The organism is Kribbella sp. NPDC056345 (assembly GCF_042262745.1).
Taxonomy (GTDB): domain Bacteria; phylum Actinomycetota; class Actinomycetes; order Propionibacteriales; family Kribbellaceae; genus Kribbella.
Window position 1 is genome coordinate 288,177 of record NZ_JBHJQQ010000008.1, and the last position, 18,187, is coordinate 306,363.

Consider the following 18,187-nt stretch of genomic DNA (forward strand, 5'->3'; position numbering starts at 1 on the left):
TGGCGGGATGACCGCAGACCTGTCGACCCCCGCCCCTCGCCTGTTCAGCGGGCCGCACCTGCCGCTGGCGCTCGGCGTGATCGGCCTGGTCACCCTGAGCGCCCTGGAGAACCGCGCAGTCGGTACGGCGTTGCCCACGATGGTGCGCGAGTTCGACGCGCTCGGCAGTTTCGGCGTGGCCAACGCGGCTCCGAACGCGAGCTTCGTCTTCGCGCTGGCGGTCGCCGGTCTCTGGTCGGATCGGCACGGACCGATCCGGACGCTGCGGCTCGGGGCGATCGTGTTCGGGCTGGCCCAGTTGCTGATCGGGTTCGCGGTGGCGATGCCGATGGTGATCGCCGGCCGGGTGCTGAGCGGGATCGCCGAGGGTCTGCTGGATGTCTCGCTGATTGTCCTGGTCGCCCGTGCACTGCCCGCCGCGCTGCGGCCACGGATGATGTCGCTGATCTCGGCGATGTGGGTGCTGCCGTCGATCTTCGGCCCGCTGCTGACTGGTGTGATCACCGAGCAGTTTGGCTGGCGCTGGGTGTTCCTGGGCGCCGTCGTACTGCTGGTCCCGACCTGGTTGCTGCTGCAGCCGGCGATCCGGCAGTCGCAGAACAGTCCGGAGCCCGAGCGCACGCCCGAGCATGTCGCCGAACTGGCTGCCTGGCGTACGGCGCTGCCGTGGGCGGCCGCGATCTCGGTCGCGCTGTTCACGTTGACGCTGACCGGCGACCACCTCGGTGGACACCTGGTACTCGGTGGCACCGTGATCGCCGTCGCGCTCGTCGTACTGGGCGTAGCCGCCATCCGGGTGATGCCACGGGGAGCGTTCGTTGCCGAGCGTGGATTCCCGGCGGTGGTCGCGCTGCGCGGGCTCGTCGGTGCTGGGTTCGCGGGCGTCGGTGTCTACCTGCCGCTGTTGCTCACTCTGCTGCACCACTTCAGCCCGGCCCGGGCCGGCGTGAGTTTGTCGATCACCGGAGTGTTCTGGGCGTTCGGCTCCTGGTTGCAGGGCCGCGACCACAACTTCCAGCGCGTCAACGTACTGCGGACTGGTCTGACCCTGATGACCGTCGGAATCGCGATCACTTCGTTGCTGGCGTGGACCGACGCGACTGTCTGGTTCGGGCTGACCGGCTGGGCGATCGCGGGAATCGGCATGGGGCTCAGTTCGTCGAGTCTCTCGGTGCTGATGCTCGACCTGTCCGACGCCGGCAACTCCGGCCGCAACGCGAGTGCCGCCCAGATGGCTTCGGTGATGAGCATCGCGACCGCGGTCTCCGTCACCGGCACCTTGCTGGCCCTGAACGCCGACGACCCGCAGCCCTGGGTGTTCGGCGTGATCGTCAGCGCAGGCGCCGTACTGACTGCCCTCGCGCTCCTGTGTGCCGGGCGCGTCCGCCGGAAGGTCTAGAGTGACCAGCATGGCTGAGCTGCTCACGGACGACCAGATCGATCTCGCGCTCCGCGACCTGATCCCGCTGTGGAAGGCCGTGGACAAGACGCTGGTGCGGACCGTCGAGCGGGACACCTTCCTGGACGGGATCCGGCTGGTCGCGACCGTCGCGCAGCTGGCCGAGGCGACCGGGCACCACCCGGACATCGACATCCGCTACAAGAAGATCACCTTCCGGGTCACCAGCCATGACTCGGGCGGTATCACCGAGGACGATCTGGTCCTCGCGCACCACATCGACACCGCGGCCGGATAAACCCCTTCGTACATCGGTTACCGTTGCCGGGTGACTTCTGTTGACGAGTACCGTCTGCTGGGTTTCTCCGACGAGGACCGCGAGGACGCCGAGAAGTTCGTGGCGGATCCGGCCGTGGTCGAGGATTTCGTCACCCAGTTGCGTGCGGGGGTGGGGAACCAGGGCACCGAGCAGCAGTACCGGATGCCGGAGGACACCCGCAACACCGTCGCGGCGTTGCTGGCGACAGTCCCGGAGATCCGGAAGTACCACGCGGAGCGCGGGATCCCGGACGACATCAGCTGGGCGACACTGGCCGATCTCGGCAAGCAACTGCAGGTCAGCCGGCGGACCCACGGCAAGTACGGCCTGGCCACGCACTGGTGGCTGACGATCCACTGGGCCGGGCAGATCTATGCCCTCGGCCGCTTGCAGTGGATGCTCTACCAAGTCACCGAGGACAAGCCGGTGCCCGGGACCGAGCCGGGCGAATGGGTGGTCGGCGTCCACATCCCCGAGTCCGGCCCGCTCACGCCCGAGCTCGTCGACGCGAGTTTCGCGCAGGCCCGGGAGTTCTTCCCGCGGTACTTCCCGGAGTACCCGGTCAAGACCGTCACCCTGCACTCGTGGCTGCTCGACCCGTACCTGCTCGACAACCTGCCGCCCGAGTCGAACATGGTCCGCTTCGGCCGCCGCTTCACGCCGTACGGGACACCGATCGACAGCCAGGACAGCGCGATCTTCTTCACCTTCCGCAGCCGCGACCTCAGCCGGCTGGACGAGTTCCCGCAGGACACCACCCTGCAGCGACTGGTCGTCAGCCGGATCAAGCAGGGCGGCACCTGGCAGGACGCGAGCGGCTACACCCAGTTCTAGGAACGACGACCGCTCGGGACGCCGGCGTACTTGGCGAGCCAGCCGGCCAGCTCGATATTGCTGACGCACCGGACGTCGGGCTGCTTGCAGGTCTCCTTGACGAACGTCGTCAGCGCGTCGGAGTAGATGCTGTTGTTCCAGCGGTTGAAGTGGTTGCCGAGGAAGATCGGCGGGTTGCCCTTCGCCCGGGACCGCGCGAGTTGCTGCCGGTACGTCGCCAGCACCTGCGCGCGTAGTTGCGGCACCTGCGCGACCGGTGCCTTCTTGGCCTTGGTCTGCGCGTACCAGAGGTTGTAGTCCATCGTCAGCGTGTTCTTGGTCGTCCCCGCGAGCCTGACGTCCTGCAGCGGGAAGTCCCACAGCCCGTCGACCTTCTTCGGCCACCGGAGATAGCCGGTCGCGGACGCGTCGTACACCATGCCGCGATAGCTCATCGCCCGCCGGTACGCCGCTCTGTTGCCTTCCAGGCACGGGGTTCGCAGCCCTTTGACCGTGGCAGGGTCGAACGGAGCCGCAACCGTCTTCCCAGCCGCGAGACCGGGGCCGGTGCGAACCATCTGGTCGAAGGCGTTGAGTTCGGCGGTCCACTGGGCGGTCGCCCATTCGCCGACACCCTTCGGCCCGCAGAAGTGACCGTTGACGTGGGTGCCGATCTCGTGACCCTCAGCGATCGCGTCGTGCAGGATCGTCGTCCGGGCCAGCACGTTGGCCGGCGTACTCCAGCCGATGTCGGAGGCGCCGGGCTTGTGGAACGGCGGTTTGTAGTCGGTGCGGTGGGAGGCCGGGTAGAGGTAGGGACCGGACAGGAAGAACGTCATCCGGGCGTCGACCTGCTCGGCCACGGTCCGCCAGTGGTGCCAGAGGGCGAGATCACCGGCGCCGTCGAACGAGACGACCACGAAGAGCGGTGGCTTGCCGTTGGCGAGCCGGGCCGGGAACTGCCGGGTCACCGACGTAACGGTCGGAGTCCGGGAGGGAGTCGGCGAGGGTGTAGGCGTCGGCGAAGGAGTCCCCGAGGGCGATCGCGAAGGTGTCTTCGACGGCGGGCTCGGAGTCTCGGAAGGCGTGGCCGACGGCTGCCCGCTGGACTCGATATCGGCACATCCAACCAGCACCGCCGCGACCACCACCGCGGCGGCAAGGAGGTTCGCTCCAGGCCTCACCACACCTCTACTGACGCACGGACCGCATCAGAGGTTGAACCGGGACACGCAGCCGCGCGGAAACCCGCCCGGGGATCGTTAGACCGCTGTGATCTTCGCCGCGCGGCGACGGTTCGCGATCCGGCGGGACGTCTCGATCACCAGGCCGATCACAAAGGCCATCCCGAGACTGAAGCCGAGCGCCTTGAGCGAGTCGTGCTGGAACGCGTCACCGCCGAGGTAGCCGATCAGAGCGACGTACGTGTAGGCGATCGTCACCCCGGCGAAGGTGAAGAGGACGAACTTCTTGAACGAGTACCGCGTTGCGCCCGCGGTCAGGGTCGCGACCATCCGGGCGCCGGGGATGTAGCGCACCGTCACCAGGATCAGGCCGCCGCGTTTGTGCAGGGCGGCCGAGACCTTCTCGTACAGCCGCTGCCGGCGCTCCTGCCGCTTCATCCAGCGGTGCAGCCGAGGGCCGGAACCGCGGCCCATCAGGTAGCAGACGGACTCGCCGATGACCGAGCCGACCATCGCGACCACGATCACGAGCAGCAGGTTCTGGTGGCCGGCGGCGGCGGCCATACCCGCGGTGACGACCATGCCCTCACTCGGGATGATCGGGAAGACGGCATCGATCGCAGCGGCCAGGAAGAGGACCAGCAACAACCAGTGCGAGGCCATGGCCAAGCCCAGCAGGTGCCGCGCCACCTCCAGGATCTCAGTCATTTGTCAAAGGATGCCATCCCCGGTCAAGCCGCTCACAATCCCATGGGTGTGATTCAACGGGCATTCACGTGATGTTCAAGGGCAAAGTCTGGATGCCGTTCAGCAGGAAACCGGGCGGGCGGTCCGGCTCCACGTCGGGCTCGGCCAGGCGCAGATTCGGGAACCGGTCGAACAGCATCTCCAGCGCCACCCGGCCCTCCAGGCGGGCCAGCGGAGCGCCCAGGCAGTGGTGAATGCCGTGTCCGAAGGCCAGGTGCGCGGAGTCGGGCCGGGTGATGTCGAACTCGTCGGGCCGATCGACCTTACGGCCGTCGCGGTTGGCCGGCAGCAGGGCGAACACGAGCACCTCCCCCGGCTCGAGCCGCTCACCGGCGATGTCGATCGGCGCCTGGACGAAGTACGGGACGGTCACCTGCAGCGGGCCGTCGTACCGGAGTGTTTCCTCCACTGCCGCCGGAAGCCGATCCGGCTCGGCCCGCAGCAGGGCGAGCTGGTCGGGGTGTTCGAGCAGCGCGTAGGTGCCGTTGGTGATCAGGTTGACCGTGGTCTCGTGACCGGCCGACATCAGCAGGAAGATCATCGAGGTCAGCTCTTCCGCGCTGAGCCGGTCCCCGTCCTCCCGAACCGCGACGAGCGCCGACAGCAGGTCGTCGGCAGGCTCCTTGCTCTTGACCGCGATCAGCTCCTGGATCATCGCCACGATCTGACCGCTGGCCTCGATGTACTCGTCCGGGGTGTGCATCGGCGCGTTCACCGCCACCGACGACCACCTCCGGAACGACTCGCGGTGCTCGACCGGGACGCCGACCAGCTCACAGATCACCGTGATCGGTAGCGGGTAGCTGAACAGCTGGACCAGATCGGCGCCGTCACCGGCAGCCTCGATGTTGTCGAGCAGCTCGGCCGCGATCTCCCGGATCCGCGGCTCCAGTTCGTCGATCCGGCGTCGCGTGAACGCGGCGGTGACCAGCTTGCGCAGCCGGGTGTGGTCCGGCGGGTTCATCAGCAGCATGTGCCGGTCGGTCCACCGCACCTGCTCCTCGGTCAGGAAGTCCCGGTGCGGCCCCTCCATCATCGAGCGCACCACATCCGGATGCGCGAGCAGAGCGCGGACCTCGGCGTACCCGGTCACGAGCACCACCGGTACGCCGGTGAACAGTGTCAGGCGGGTGATCGGTCCCTGAGCGGCAAGCTCGGCGAACCCTTGCTGGCGGGCAGTTCCCTTGGGCAGAAGAAAAGGCTGCGTCACCCCGTGAAGCCTAGTGTCTTGACCAAACACTTCACCAACTGGTGAAATGTTCGCTGTGCTGACGATGACCTTCGGAGCGCTCGCGGATCCGACCAGGCTGGCGATCGTGGGGCGGCTGAGCCGCGGCGACGCGACCATGGGCGAGCTCGCGGCGCCGCACCGGATCACGCCGCCGGCGATGACCAAGCACGTCGGGGTGCTCGTGGACGCGGGCCTGGTGAGCCGCCGCCGGGTCGGCCGGACGGTGGTCTGCACACTGCGACCCGAGGCGCTGTCCGAACTGGAGCGCTGGCTCGACGACCTGACGGCGTACTGGAACAGCACCGTCGACCGGCTGGAAGAACTCTTGCGAGGGGACCACGATGGCGACTGAGATCCGGATCGAAAGGGTGCTGCCGGCAACGATCGATCGGGTGTACGACGCCTGGACCCGAGCCGACCTGCTGATGCGCTGGTACTGCCCGAATCCGCAGCTGGAGCTGAAGGTTCAGGCCGACGTCCGGGCCGGCGGCGAGTACGTCGTCGAGATGGGCCCGCACGTGGTCCGCGGCAGCTATCTCGAGGTCGAGCCACCGCACCGCCTGGTCTTCAGCTGGGCCTGGGACGGCAGCTCGGACGAGCCGACCCGCGTGCAGGTCGACCTGTCCGAGGTCGCCGACGGCACCCTGATGGTGCTCAACCACACCGGCTTCGCGAACGCGGAGGACACCGCGAACCACCGGCAGGGCTGGGATCCTCAGCTCGATCGGCTCACTGCTCTGCTGCTCGCCCCCTGAGCCGGTCGAGAGTGAAGACGACCAGCACGGTGGCGGTGAGGAGGACGAGAGCTTCGGCGGCGGCGGTGAAGGTCTGGCCGCGGTCGGAGAGGGCGAAGATGCTGACGGGGACGGTTCGCCAGGAGGCCGGGTAGACCATGATCGTGGCGCCTACCTCGCCCATCGACAGCGCTACCGAGAGACCGGCGGCGGACGCGATGGCAGGGCGGAGCATGGGGAGCCGGACCTGCCAGAGGACTCGGGCCGGGGAGGCACCGAGGGACGCGGCGACATCGGCGTACGAGGGGTCAACGCGTTGCAGCGCCGCGGCAACGGTTCCGTAGCTGAAGGCAACCATCAGGACGAGGTGCGCGATCACCACGATCCACTTGGTGCCGTTGAGCAGGATCGGTTGCCGGGAGAAGGCGACGAGCAGGCCGAGGCCGACGACGACCGACGGTACGGCGATCGGCAGGTGATGCAATGCGTCCGCGACTCGCACCCAACGGCTGCCGTGGGCTGCGAGCGCACCCCAGGTGCCGACGACCACGGCGAGCAAGCCGCCGAGGAATGCAGTCTGCAGGCTGACCGACAACGACGCGAGCTCATCACCCGACAACGCCTCCTGCAGATGGCCGGTGGTCGGGTTCGACGGGAGGACGCCGTTCCAGGTCCCGGCGAACGCGGCCGCGATCACCACCACGAACGGCGCCAGCACGAGCACACCGAACACCAGCGCGAACGTGATCCAGGTGAGAGCCTTCCCAGGCCTAGTCCAGACGAGCACGACGACCTCCCAGAGCCTTCCGTAGCAAGGCATAAAGCCCAAGCGACAACACGATCTGTACGACGGCGATCGCGCACGCGGCCGGGTAGTCGGACATCACGATGCCCTTGGTGTGGACGAGCATCGGCAACGTGGTCGTGCCTTTCGCGCCGAGGAACAGCACGATGCCGAACTCGTTCAGCGTGAGCAGCAACGTGAGACTGCCGCCCGCGACCATCGCCGGACGCACCTCGGGCAGCACGACCTGCCGCAGTACCCGCCACGGCCCGGCACCGAGGCTCGCGGCCACGTCCAGCTGGGCCCGCGGCAACCGACTCATTGCCGCCAGCAACGGCCGCATCACGAACGGCGTGTAGAAGGTGATCTCGGCCAGCACGACAGCCCACGGGGTGGTGAGGAATCCACCGGTCCGCAGGATCCCCGCCGTACCGTAGATGAAGGTGAAGGACAGCGCGACCAGGAACGACGGCAACGCCAGCATCGTGTCCACCAGGCTGGCGACCACCCGAGCACCGGGGAACGGGACGAAGCTGATCACCACGGCGAGGAACGTTCCGACCAGCAGGCAGCCGATCGTCGAGCAGACCGCGACCTGCACGGTCCGGATCAACGCCTCACGAAACTCCACCGACCCGAGCACCTCACCCCAGGCCGGCGCGGCCTCGACCGCAACCAGCACCAAGGGATAAACAACCAGCACCGCAATCAGCAGCAGCGGTGGAACCAACCACGCGGATCTGCTTCTCAACGGCGTACCAGACTGCAGGCCTCGGCGGGTAGCACCATCGACACCTGGGCGCCGAGTGCCGGGACCTGGCGATCCGCCGGAAGGTCGATCCGCACCGACACGTCCGCCAGCCCGTCCACGGTGCACGTCAGCTGGTTGGACGAGCCGCGCCACTGGGTCGCGATCACCCGCGCCGGAACGCCTTCTGAGCCAAGCCGGATCGCGTGCGGACGGATGCAGAGCAGCTCCTTGCCCGGCGTCGAACGGACCCCGGGCAACACGTGACCGGCCACCTTGACGGCTTCGCCGACACTCTCGACCGGCAGCAGGTTCGCGCCGCCGAGGAACGATGCGGTAAACGCCGACGGCGGAGTCGCGTAGAGCTCAGCAGCCGGGGCGATGTCGACCAGGCGGGCGTCGCGCATCACCGCGATCCGGTCCGCCAGCGCGAGCGCCTCGGACTGGTCATGCGTCACGTAGACGATCGCCACCTCCGGCACCTCGCGCCGAAGCTTCTGCAGTTCGCCGAGCATGTCGGCGCGCAGCTGCGCATCCAGCGCGGCCAGGGGTTCGTCGAGCAGCAGCACCTTCGGCTGGATCGCCAACGCCCGCGCGATCGCGACCCGCTGCTGCTGGCCGCCGGACAGCTCCCGCGGGAACCTCTTCGCGTACGACGTCATGCCGACCATCGCGAGCATCTCGGCCACCCGCCGAGCCACCTCGGCCTTCGGCTTCCGGGCCGCGCGCAGCCCGAAGGCCACGTTGTCCGCAACTCTCAAGTGCGGAAAGAGCGCGTACTGCTGAACGACGACCCCGATCCCCCGCTTGGCCGGCGGGAGATCCGTGACGTCCTGACCACCAAGCCGAATCCGCCCACTGCTCGGCCGGACAAAACCGGCCACGGCCTTCAAAGCGGTCGACTTCCCCGAGCCCGAGGGCCCGAGCAGGGCGACCGTTTCACCGGCGGCCACGGTCAGGCTGAGTCCTTCCAGCGCACACGTCCGGCCGAAGTGCACCGAGACGTCGTCCAGCTGGACAGTCATCCCTGGATCGCCTTCGTGTACGCCGCAACGTCGGCGTCAAGATCAGTCAGTACGGCGCTCCAGTCCGGCGACCATGCCTCGACACCGGTCATCGACTGCTGCACCGCCTGGAAGTTCGCATCGGTCGGCTTCACATCGGTCCGCGCCGGCAGACCGAAGGCGTCACTCGCCAGTGTCTGCTGGGCTTCCGTGGACAGCAGGTAGTCCATCAGCTGCTTGCCACCATCGGAGTTCGGCGCACCGGTCGCCAGGCCCATCACGTACGGCAGGGCGATCGTGGACTTCTTGCCGTCCGCTCCGGCGGGGAAGAAGATGCCGAAAGCAGATTTGTCGACAGAGATCGAGGACAGGTTCATCTGAACGTCGCCGTTGGCAACCAACAGCTCACCCTTACTCACCTTCGGCTGCAGTTTGCCGGTCGATGCCGACGGACCGACATTGTTCGCCTCCAGCTTGCGCAGATAGTCCAGCGCACCCTGCTTACCCATCAGGTGCTGCAACAACAGCAGTACGGCGGTTCCGTCACCAGCCTGCCCCGGAGTCGAGTACTGCAGCTTCCCCTTGAACCGCGGATCCAGCAGCTCGTCGAACGACTTCGGCGTACCGGCCTGCTTGTTGGCGATGAAGCACAGGTAGTTGTTCGCGACGGCGACATAGTCATCCGCCTTCACACTCGTCACGTGCTCACTACCCGGTACGGCGTACTTCTGCAGCAGGCCGTCCTTGGACGCCTTCTGGATGAACGGCGGCAGGGTCACGACGACATCGGCCTGCGGATTCGACTTCTCCTTGGCGAGCCGGGAGACGACCTCCCCCGATCCGGCCTCGACGGTCTGGACCTTGATCCCGGTCTTCGCGGTGAACGCTTCGAAGCGGGTCTTGTACCAATCCGCCAGGCCGTCGGCGGTGTAGACGGTGACCGTCTTCGTGCCTTGAGTGGAGGCAGCACCGGTACCACCGCAACCGGCGATCACGGAGACGAGGAGTGCGGCGATGAGCAGGGGCTTGAGCTTCTTCACAGTTCCGACCTTCAGCTGAGGAGAAGGTCCGGCAGATCCCGGACCGACGAGAGAACGTGCGTCGCGCCCGCGGCCTGGAGCTGTTCCTTGCCATGGGCACCGGTGAGGACGCCGGCGACGATCCCGGCACCGGCCGAGATCCCCGTCGTCATGTCGTAGGCGGTGTCGCCGATCACGGCGACGTTCGCCACCGCGTCGGCCTTCAGATCCAGCACGGCCCGCAGGACCATGTCCGGATACGGTCGGCCGCGGCCCGCCTGGGCCGGGCACAAGGTGAGGTCGGCCAGCTCACGCCAGCCGAGGGCGGACAGAATGCGCTGCTGCGTGGTCTGCGCGAATCCGGTGGTCAGACAGACCTTGACCCCTGCGCCCCGCAGTTGCCGGACCGCGTCTTCGGCACCTTCGATCGGCGCGCAATGACCTTCGTCGACGAGAGCGCCGTACGCGGTCTCGAAGGCCTTGTTGACCTGCTGGGCGGCTTCCTCGTCGTTCAGCAGGGCACGGAAGACGGTGATCTTCGACTCACCCATGGTGGCGCGGACGTGGGCGAGCATCCGGCCGTGGTCGGGGCTGCCGGATTCGATGCCCTGGGCACCGATCGCACTCGTGAAGGCGCGTTCGACGAGCCCGTCGTCGGCGACCGTCGTACCGGCCATGTCGAGTACTGCCAGCTGGATCATCGGTCGATCTCCTCGAAACTCGTCTCGGCGATCGCCGGGGACATGGTCATACCGCGGCCACCCGGTCCGGTGACCAGATGGACCCCGGACGCGACCTCGCGTCGTACGACGAGTTCGTCGCCCGTCGCCTGGGAGTAGACGCCGGCCCAGCGCCGGGTGATCTTCGGCATCGGACGGCCGAGGATGTCCTCGACGGTCCGGGTCAGGTAGTCGTACGGGTCGGACTGGACGTCGAAGTTGAAGGGCTCCGCGTATTCGTGGGTGTCGCCGATGGTCAGGCCGCCGTGCGTGCGCTGAACCATCAGGAGCTGCATCGCATGCTCCTGCGCGATCGTTGCCTGCGGCTCCAATGCGTCGACCGACGGGCCGCGGTACGCCGGGTAGTAGCGGAAGCTGTCCGCGTCCGCGACCGCGGTGGTCAGCGGTACGTCGAGGGGTTCGGTCTGCATCATCTGCAGCCGGACGCGCCGTACCGGCAGGTCTTCGGTGAGCTCGCGGATCAGGCCGCTGTGCCAGGCGCCCGTGCACAGGAACACCAGATCGGCGGCGTGCGTCTGGTGGTGATCGTCGGTGATCTCGCCACTGTCGACGGTCCGCACCTCTCTCCCACCCAGGAACTGGTAGCGCCCGGACTTCTCGAGCTCGCGGCGGAGCGCGGGGAGCACCTCACGGGGCTCGACGATCGCATCGCGCGCACACCACAACGCACCCTGCAACTCGCCGCGCAACGCAGGGTTGCGCTCGCGGGTCTGCTCCGCGTCCAGCACCTGAAAGCCGCGTTCGGCTGCGTCCGGCCGAGCCGCGGCCTCCTTCGCGACGGCCAACTCCTCCTCCGTCCGGCAGACCGTGAGCGAGCCATGTGGCCGGAAGCTGATCCCCGGGACCTCCGCCCACAAGTCCCGGGCCCGCTGCGCACACGCGATCTCCGGACCGTCGGACCGGCCGCTGACCCAGACGAGACCGAAGTTCCGCACACTCGCCCCGCGCGCCTCGGCCTCCCGCTCGATCTGGAGCACGTCGTACCCCCGCCGTACCGCCTCGCGGGCATGCATCGTCCCCAGCACCCCGCCACCCACCACAACCACGCGCACCGGCGTCTCCCGTCACTCGACCTGACCCCAGATTGGTCCGGACCAATGAAGAACCCGCGCAAGCCAGGCAACCCCCCGATGAACCCCCGGCAAACACTCCGCCGCACCCCATTTGGTGGGTGAACCCATCAGCTTGGAGGTTCCCCAGCCGAATTCCGGGGTGGGAACCTCCCGCGTTTGGTGGGTGCACCCACCAAACGCGGGAGGGGTTAGGGGCGGAGGGTGGCTCGGAAGCCGACTCGGTCGCCGCGGTAGAGGGAGCGGACCACCTCGATGGGGTGGCCGTCGGCGTCGCGGGTGCTGCGGTGCAGGAGCAGCATCGGGAGCTGCTGGGTCGCCTTCAGCAGCTCGGCCTCGCGCGGAGACGCGATCACTGTCTCGACGAGCTCCTCCCCCTCGCCGAACACCACGCCGAGCTGGTCAGTCAGGCAGCGGTACAGCGAAACCGTGGGGTCCAGCACGTCGCGCAGGGTTGGGAAGCGCGCCACCGACAGGTACGTCGTCTCGAGCCCGATCGGCTGTTCGTCCGCGAACAGCACCCGCTCCAGCTCGAACACGGGATCACCAGGCGCGATGGCCAGCTGCCCGGCCAGTCCGTCGTCCGCCGGGATCTCGTCGAACTTGATCACCTCACGCGCCGGCGTGTGCCCCTGCGCGCGCAGTGCCTCGGTGTAGCTCACCAGCGCCAGCGGCTGCACGATCTTCGGCGTCGCCACGAACGTCCCCTGGCCCTGCCGCGCCCGCAACCGCCCGTCCGCGATGAGCTCCCGGATCGCCTGCCGCATCGTCCACCGCGACACCCCGAAGTCCTTCGCCAGCACCCGCTCGGGCGGCAGGCCGGCGCCCTCCCCCAGCTGTTCGATCAGCTCGACCAGCCGGGTCTTCACCACGTAATGCAGCGGGACACTCACCTGCCGAGAATACCGGCGGAAAGAGTCGAGCCCCGGGCGGCAACCCGGGGCTCATGCGGATGGATGGACAGTTGGCGGATCTCAGCTGCCGGACTTGCGCCGGAACTGGCGCTTCTGCTTGTCGTTGTGGGCCTCGCCGACGCCCTCCTTGCGGTTCCCCGAACCGGGGTGTGCCGCGTGGTTGGCGTTCTTCTTCTCCAGCGCTTCCCTGAACTTCTTCTGCAGATCGTCCGCCGGCTTGCTGGCCTTTTCGCTCATACCGTCTCCTTCAAACCGTCAGGCGTACACGCACACGCTATCCGAGTTCGAGCACGACGAGCGACCGGAATACCGTCACGCGCTCACCGGACACCCCGGCTGCCCGCAATCGGCGTCTTCGGCGATGTCGCCGTACAGGTTGTGCTCGAACGCGAAATGGAAGCATTCCCAGTGCATGCGTTCGAAGAGCTCGTAGTCCTCCCGGCTCCCCTCGACCGGTTTCCCGCACCGCATGCACTCCTGCTCCATCCCCGCAAGGTATCTCAGCCGCTGAAAATCCCCCGTAGCCCGGTCCCGCGCGCTGTTAGGTTCAGGGCCGAGGGAGAGGAGCCGGTATGCCGGTAAGTGGTGAGGCGTTGATCGGGATCGCACTGGTGGAGCTCGGGCTGGTGGTGATGCCGGGGCCGAACATGATCTACCTGATCTCGCGGTCGATCGCGCAGGGACGCCGGGCCGGACTGACCTCGCTGGCCGGGGTCGGCGTCGGGTTCCTGGTGTACTTGCTGGCGGCAAGCGCCGGGCTGGCGACGCTGTTCGCGCTGGTCCCGGAGATCTACGTGGTGCTGAAGTTCGCCGGTGCCGCCTACCTGCTCTGGCTCGCCTGGAACGCCCTCCGCCCCGGCGGCAGCTCGGTCTTCGCCACCCAGGAGCTCGAGCCCGACAGCTCCCGCAAGCTGTTCGGCATGGGCCTGCTCACCTGCCTGCTGAACCCGAAGATCGCGATCCTCTACATCTCCCTGCTCCCGCAGTTCCTGGACCCGGGCCGCGGCCACCTCGGCCTGCAGAGCCTGATCCTCGGGATGACCCAGCTCGTGGTCGGAGTCGCGATGAACGCGGTCTTCATCATCACCGCCGGCTCGGTCGCCGTCTTCCTGACCCGCCGCCCCACCTGGATGCGAATCCACCGCTACCTCACCGGTACGGCGCTCGCCGTCTTCGCCATCCGCCTGGCCACCGAACGCACCCGCCCCCTAGCCACCCCCTGATGCACCCCAACCAACTGGACATCACCGTCCCCCTGGTCAAAAACCTGATCCGAACCCAATTCCCGGCATGGTCGGGTTTCGAGGTCCGACCCGTCCCCTCCCACGGAACGGTCAACGCCCTGTTCCGGATCGAGGAGATCAGCGGCCCAGCCGAACGCCGGATCGAGGGCCTCACAGGCTCCGACGACGTCCGGGTCCAGGGCAGCGTGGCGTCCGGCGAGGGCAGTCGGGCTCGCCCGTCCGGCCTCGAGCGAGCCCCATCGCCCGGCCGGGCCTTCGTGGCGCGGTTTCCGCTGCAGGCCGGCGACCCCGGGCGGGTTCGCCGGGAGCTCGAGGACGAGATGGCAGCAGCTCGGCGGTTGCATGCGATCTCGCCGTGCCCGACTCCCCAGCCGATCGCCCTCGGCGAGCCCGGCGACGGCTACCCGCTGCCCTGGGCCGTCTACACGTGGCTGAACGGGACGACGGCGTACGACGCGGATGTCGCGGGGTCGGTGAGTTTCGCCGAGGACCTCGCCCGGTTCGTGCTCGCCCTTCGCGCCGAACCGACCGAGGGCCGCGTGTTCACCGGTTCCTGGCGCGGCGGCGTACTGACTTCCCAGGACGAGTACGTCGCCGATGGGCTGGAACGCAGTCGCGGAATGATCGACGTGGACGCACTCGCCCGCCTGTGGGCCGTGTTGCGTGAGACGCCGCGCAGCGAGCCGGATGTGTGGACCCATCGCGACCTGATGCCCGGCAATCTGCTGGCTGCCGACGGCCGGCTGGCCGGCATCATCGACGTCGGCACCTTCACCGTGTCCGACCCGGCCATGGACCTCCAGCCCGCGTGGAACCTACTCGACCCGGTAGCGCGGGCGGCCTTCCGTACGGCGCTCGGGAGCGACGACGCCGAATGGGCGCGCGGGATGGGCTGGTCGTTCGCCCAGGCCATCGGCTGCCTCTGGTACTACGTCGAGACGAACCCGGTGATGTCCCGCACCGCCCACCACACCTTGACCGCCCTGCTCACAGCTTCCTAGCAACGAACACGAACTCCATCCCCGGCCGATCCGGCGCGTCCCGCACCTCTTCGACCTCAAAGCCATCCAGCGACACCTCGTCCCGCGCCCGGAACCACAGCGTCGAATCCGACGTGATCTCAGCACCGTCGGAGCTGAAGACATACGTCCCGCGGAAGCTGACATACGGCAGCTCGACCCGCGTCAGTTCACCCCAGTTCGCCACTGTCTCCCCGCTCGGCAGCACCACCTCCCGGTAGGTGCTTTCGCGCGTCCACTCCGCCCACTGCTCCCAGGCCCGGTACGCCGGATCCCGCGTCTCGAAGACGAACCGCCCGCCCGGCTTCAGCGCCGCGCGGATACCGGCCACCGTCGCCGCCCACTCCTCCTCGGTCAGGAAGACCTGCGCCACGTTCCCCGTCATCACGGCCAGGTCGACCTCCAGTGGCGGCAGCGTGGTCGCGTCGCCGTGCAGCCAGCGCACCCGGTCGGCGAACTCCTTGCCCTTGGCAACCTCCAGCGAGGCCGCCGCCGGATCCACGCCGATCACCTCGACGCCGCGCCGGGCCAGCAGACAAGCCAGCTCCCCGGTCCCGCAGCCGACATCCAGCACCCGTTCGGCGCCGAACTCGGTCACCATCGCCGCATAGGGTTCCAGGTCGTCGCGCACCGCCGGCTCCAGCGCGTCGTACACCGCCGCCAGCCGCGGGACCGCAAACAAGTCGTCAGCCATGTCCACGCACGCTACCGAGAACCGCTACGACGTCGCACCCGTATATCGCCGAAGCCCGGCCCGCCAGGCGAGCCCGGCCAACCCGGCCGCGATCACGGCCATAAGCAACCAACCGGTTAGTTGTGCCAAACCTGCACCGTTGAGCAGCGCAGCGGACGGCACGGCGGCGATCAGCGCCAGCGGGAACACATACGTCAGCGCGAACCGAATCGGCCGCGCGAACACATCGGTCGGATAGCGCCCGAGCTGCCAAGCAGAGTGGTAGAACACGTCAAGCTGCAGCTTCGGCGCCCAGAACGCCAGGCAGGCCAGCAACACACTCAGCGCCCACGTCACCACCAGGCCGGCCCCCATCAGCAGCAACCAGCTCAGTACGCCGTACAAGCTCGGCTTCTCGGCTGCGGCGCTGATTCCCCAGCCCAATACCGATGCGCCGAGCGCGCACTCGATCAACGCCAGCGGCGCGGACAGAGACAGGCTCGCGAGGAACAGACTCGGAGCCGGCTGCAGCAGGTAGCTGTCCAGCTTGCCGTTGCGGATCCCGTTGTCCGGGAACCAGGAAAGATTCGGGTCGATGAACGCCGACCGCAGACCGGTGATCAGCTCATAGGTCCCGATCAGTACCAGGAACTCCGCCTTCGACCAGCCACCCACAGTCTCGGTCCGGGTGAACACAATCAGTACGGCGGCGATCGTCGTACCGAGACCGGTGAACGCCAGGATCACGTCGAAGAGCAGGTTGATCCGGAACGCGACACTCCGGCGCAGCGACATCGAGAACCCCGCTCCGAACAGGCGCAGCAGCTTCACGATCCCACCGCCGTGTACCGCCGCACGCCGGCTCGCCAAACCGCCGAGACCGCCACCACCAGGACCACCACCCAACCGAGTTGATAACCGAGGGAACCGTCGTACTGGCTGCCGGACGCGATCTCGGCCGGCAGCCCGTGCATGCCGTAGAAGGGCAGCACCTCGGCGATCCGGGCCCAACCGTCGGGCAGCAGGGCGATCGGGGCCGCCGTACCGCCGAGCAGGAAACCGAGTTGGCTGCCGAAGGCAACGACCGAGTGCACGCGATCGGTCCAGAACGCGGTCAGCGAGAGCAGGAACGTGAAGAGGAAGATCAGTACGGCGGCCAGCGCGATCCCGGGGATCGCCAGCAGCACGGACCGCCAGGCGAACGTGGTGCCCAGTGCGAGCGCGGTCACCAGCACGATCGGTGCCCCGAGCAACGTCAGCCACCCGCGGATCGCCAGGTTCTCACCGAGCACACCGAGCACGACCGGTTGCGGACGAAGCAGTTCGTGACTGAGCGTTCCGTCGTACACGCGGTTGGAGAAGGTGTGCTGCTCGAACGACTCGGTCATCAGCGTGACGAGGATGATCGCGACGTAGTACCGGGCGATGGTCGGGTCGTCGGGGTAGACCGCCGACCAGATGAACAGGCCGATCAGCGGGGCGATCACCGCCTGGACGACGAGCGTCAGCAGGAACCACCACGCGCCGGACCACTCGAGCACCTGCTGCCGGATGCGGAAGGTGAGCAGGGTCAGCGTTCTCATCACACGCCTTCCCGATAGGCCTGGTCGATGACCTTCTCCAGCGGCGGCTCCTCGACGGCCAGGTCGATCACGTCGCCGGCCTGGAGGAGTTCGGCCGTCGTCCGCGCGACCTCGTCCCTCGGGACGCGCAGGTCCCGCACCCCATCGCGCGTGGTGATCCGGATCAGCTTGTACGGCGAGAGCCGGGCGGACAGTTCGGCGAGCGGTCCGTCGTACCCGATCTTGCCTTGGTCGATCAGGATCAGCCGCGGGCAGAGCGACGCGACATCAGCCATGTAGTGGCTGGTCAGCAGCACGGTGGCGCCGGTGGTGGCGACGTACTCGGCGACGAACTCGCGGATCTGGCTGCCCGCGGTGACGTCGAGCCCGATCGACGGCTCGTCGAGGAACAACACCTCGGGGCGGTAGATCAGCGCCATCGCCAGCCCGACCCGCATCCGCTCGCCGAGGCTGAGCGCGCGGAGCTGCCGATCCAGTTGGAGGTCGAGGAGCGGCTGGAGTTCGTCGAGGGTACGGCGGAAGTCGGGGCGGGCGACGTCGTACAGGAGCCGTTGGTACTCGAGGCTGTCCATCACCGTCAGCTCCTGCGAACCCCCGACCGGCTGGCTGCCGCGGACGAACGCGATCCGCTTCAGGAACGCCGACCGGCGCTGCCACGGGGTGTCGCCGAGCACGCTGACCCGGCCGGCGGTCGGGTGCAGGATCCCGGACAGGATCTTCATCGTGGTCGTCTTGCCGGCGCCGTTCGGCCCGATGAAGCCGACCACCTCACCTTTGGTGATCGTGAAGGACACCTGGTCGAGCGCCTGCACCGTCTTGTACTCGCGGCGCACCAGCGACCCCAGCGCGGCCCGCAGCCCGCCTTTGCGCACGGGAGCTCGATAGGACATCGCGAGCTCATCTACTTCGACAACTGTCATCCTGCGACCGTAGAAACAAAACACCACACTTGATGTCTTATT

Annotated in this window: 23 protein-coding genes; 7 read left to right on the plus strand and 16 right to left on the minus strand. The window is 67.9% G+C overall.

The features are described from left to right. Positions 1-7 precede the first annotated feature (7 nt). Genes ACFCV3_RS28000 through ACFCV3_RS28010 form a run of 3 tightly spaced genes read left to right on the plus strand, consistent with a single transcriptional unit; the run spans position 8 to position 2,552 of the window. Positions 8-1,399 carry an MFS transporter gene (locus ACFCV3_RS28000; protein WP_376034747.1) on the plus strand — a complete coding sequence of 464 codons (1,392 nt, stop codon included), beginning with the start codon at positions 8-10 and terminating at the stop codon, positions 1,397-1,399. A 10-nt stretch (positions 1,400-1,409) separates the two neighbouring features. Next, positions 1,410-1,697, plus strand: coding sequence for a 4a-hydroxytetrahydrobiopterin dehydratase (locus ACFCV3_RS28005; RefSeq protein ID WP_376034749.1), 288 nt, complete (start codon positions 1,410-1,412; stop codon positions 1,695-1,697). A gap of 30 nt (positions 1,698-1,727) precedes the next feature. Then, entirely contained in the window at positions 1,728-2,552 is an 825-nt protein-coding gene (locus tag ACFCV3_RS28010; RefSeq protein ID WP_376034751.1) for an acyltransferase domain-containing protein, read from the plus strand. Here ACFCV3_RS28010 and ACFCV3_RS28015 read toward each other — a convergent pair. From ACFCV3_RS28015 to ACFCV3_RS28025, 3 genes are all read right to left on the minus strand, one after another. After that, complete coding sequence (locus ACFCV3_RS28015) at positions 2,549-3,502, minus strand: hypothetical protein (RefSeq protein WP_376034753.1); 954 nt, start codon at positions 3,500-3,502, stop codon at positions 2,549-2,551. The genes ACFCV3_RS28010 and ACFCV3_RS28015 overlap by 4 nt on opposite strands. 291 nt (positions 3,503-3,793) lie before the next feature. Further along, on the minus strand, positions 3,794-4,423 hold the full coding sequence (locus ACFCV3_RS28020) for a DedA family protein (protein WP_376034755.1): 630 nt from the start codon (positions 4,421-4,423) through the stop codon (positions 3,794-3,796). A gap of 64 nt (positions 4,424-4,487) precedes the next feature. Then, the gene (locus tag ACFCV3_RS28025; protein WP_376034757.1) at positions 4,488-5,672 is read right to left on the minus strand and encodes a cytochrome P450; all 1,185 of its coding nucleotides are present in this window, start codon (positions 5,670-5,672) and stop codon (positions 4,488-4,490) included. A gap of 46 nt (positions 5,673-5,718) precedes the next feature. Between ACFCV3_RS28025 and ACFCV3_RS28030 the strand changes: the two genes are divergently transcribed. Continuing rightward, entirely contained in the window at positions 5,719-6,045 is a 327-nt protein-coding gene (locus ACFCV3_RS28030; RefSeq protein ID WP_376034759.1) for an ArsR/SmtB family transcription factor, read from the plus strand. Next, positions 6,035-6,448: an SRPBCC domain-containing protein gene (locus tag ACFCV3_RS28035; protein ID WP_376034761.1), complete on the plus strand. Its 414-nt coding sequence runs from the start codon at positions 6,035-6,037 to the stop codon at positions 6,446-6,448. Before ACFCV3_RS28030 ends, ACFCV3_RS28035 begins: the two co-directional genes overlap by 11 nt. Here the strand turns inward: ACFCV3_RS28035 and ACFCV3_RS28040 are convergent. The 9 genes from ACFCV3_RS28040 to ACFCV3_RS28080 form a co-directional block, all read right to left on the minus strand. Beyond that, positions 6,423-7,214: an ABC transporter permease gene (locus ACFCV3_RS28040; protein ID WP_376034763.1), complete on the minus strand. Its 792-nt coding sequence runs from the start codon at positions 7,212-7,214 to the stop codon at positions 6,423-6,425. The two genes, ACFCV3_RS28035 and ACFCV3_RS28040, sit on opposite strands and share 26 nt — an antisense overlap. Continuing rightward, on the minus strand, positions 7,198-7,980 hold the full coding sequence (locus tag ACFCV3_RS28045) for a 2-aminoethylphosphonate ABC transporter permease subunit (protein ID WP_376035125.1): 783 nt from the start codon (positions 7,978-7,980) through the stop codon (positions 7,198-7,200). Before ACFCV3_RS28045 ends, ACFCV3_RS28040 begins: the two co-directional genes overlap by 17 nt. After that, positions 7,959-8,984 carry an ABC transporter ATP-binding protein gene (locus ACFCV3_RS28050; protein WP_376034765.1) on the minus strand — a complete coding sequence of 342 codons (1,026 nt, stop codon included), beginning with the start codon at positions 8,982-8,984 and terminating at the stop codon, positions 7,959-7,961. The genes ACFCV3_RS28045 and ACFCV3_RS28050 overlap by 22 nt, the downstream gene beginning before the upstream one ends. Continuing rightward, on the minus strand, positions 8,981-10,003 hold the full coding sequence (locus ACFCV3_RS28055) for a 2-aminoethylphosphonate ABC transporter substrate-binding protein (RefSeq protein ID WP_376034767.1): 1,023 nt from the start codon (positions 10,001-10,003) through the stop codon (positions 8,981-8,983). Before ACFCV3_RS28055 ends, ACFCV3_RS28050 begins: the two co-directional genes overlap by 4 nt. A gap of 11 nt (positions 10,004-10,014) precedes the next feature. Next, positions 10,015-10,683 carry a phosphonatase-like hydrolase gene (locus ACFCV3_RS28060; RefSeq protein ID WP_376034769.1) on the minus strand — a complete coding sequence of 223 codons (669 nt, stop codon included), beginning with the start codon at positions 10,681-10,683 and terminating at the stop codon, positions 10,015-10,017. After that, positions 10,680-11,774 carry a TIGR03364 family FAD-dependent oxidoreductase gene (locus ACFCV3_RS28065; protein WP_376034771.1) on the minus strand — a complete coding sequence of 365 codons (1,095 nt, stop codon included), beginning with the start codon at positions 11,772-11,774 and terminating at the stop codon, positions 10,680-10,682. Before ACFCV3_RS28065 ends, ACFCV3_RS28060 begins: the two co-directional genes overlap by 4 nt. Positions 11,775-11,983: 209 nt before the next feature. Continuing rightward, the gene (locus tag ACFCV3_RS28070; RefSeq protein WP_376034773.1) at positions 11,984-12,685 is read right to left on the minus strand and encodes a GntR family transcriptional regulator; all 702 of its coding nucleotides are present in this window, start codon (positions 12,683-12,685) and stop codon (positions 11,984-11,986) included. 81 nt (positions 12,686-12,766) lie between these two features. Next, positions 12,767-12,943 carry a DUF5302 domain-containing protein gene (locus tag ACFCV3_RS28075; protein WP_165952829.1) on the minus strand — a complete coding sequence of 59 codons (177 nt, stop codon included), beginning with the start codon at positions 12,941-12,943 and terminating at the stop codon, positions 12,767-12,769. Between the two features lie 75 nt (positions 12,944-13,018). Continuing rightward, entirely contained in the window at positions 13,019-13,192 is a 174-nt protein-coding gene (locus ACFCV3_RS28080; RefSeq protein WP_376034775.1) for a hypothetical protein, read from the minus strand. A gap of 86 nt (positions 13,193-13,278) precedes the next feature. On the opposite strand from ACFCV3_RS28080, the gene ACFCV3_RS28085 reads away from it, so the two are divergent. Both ACFCV3_RS28085 and ACFCV3_RS28090 read left to right on the plus strand, forming a co-directional pair. After that, positions 13,279-13,929, plus strand: a complete 651-nt coding sequence (locus ACFCV3_RS28085; RefSeq protein ID WP_376034777.1) for a LysE family translocator — start codon at positions 13,279-13,281, stop codon at positions 13,927-13,929. Further along, complete coding sequence (locus ACFCV3_RS28090) at positions 13,929-14,951, plus strand: aminoglycoside phosphotransferase family protein (RefSeq protein WP_376034779.1); 1,023 nt, start codon at positions 13,929-13,931, stop codon at positions 14,949-14,951. Before ACFCV3_RS28085 ends, ACFCV3_RS28090 begins: the two co-directional genes overlap by 1 nt. On the opposite strand, the gene ACFCV3_RS28095 is transcribed toward ACFCV3_RS28090, so the two are convergent. The 4 genes from ACFCV3_RS28095 to ACFCV3_RS28110 are packed head-to-tail and all read right to left on the minus strand — an operon-like array spanning position 14,938 to position 18,145. After that, positions 14,938-15,663, minus strand: a complete 726-nt coding sequence (locus tag ACFCV3_RS28095; RefSeq protein ID WP_376034781.1) for a class I SAM-dependent methyltransferase — start codon at positions 15,661-15,663, stop codon at positions 14,938-14,940. The two genes, ACFCV3_RS28090 and ACFCV3_RS28095, sit on opposite strands and share 14 nt — an antisense overlap. 24 nt (positions 15,664-15,687) lie before the next feature. Continuing rightward, positions 15,688-16,473 carry an ABC transporter permease gene (locus tag ACFCV3_RS28100; protein WP_376034784.1) on the minus strand — a complete coding sequence of 262 codons (786 nt, stop codon included), beginning with the start codon at positions 16,471-16,473 and terminating at the stop codon, positions 15,688-15,690. Beyond that, the gene (locus ACFCV3_RS28105; protein WP_376034786.1) at positions 16,470-17,225 is read right to left on the minus strand and encodes an ABC-2 family transporter protein; all 756 of its coding nucleotides are present in this window, start codon (positions 17,223-17,225) and stop codon (positions 16,470-16,472) included. Before ACFCV3_RS28105 ends, ACFCV3_RS28100 begins: the two co-directional genes overlap by 4 nt. Beyond that, entirely contained in the window at positions 17,225-18,145 is a 921-nt protein-coding gene (locus tag ACFCV3_RS28110; RefSeq protein WP_376034788.1) for an ATP-binding cassette domain-containing protein, read from the minus strand. Before ACFCV3_RS28110 ends, ACFCV3_RS28105 begins: the two co-directional genes overlap by 1 nt. Between the last annotated feature and the right edge of the window lie 42 nt (positions 18,146-18,187).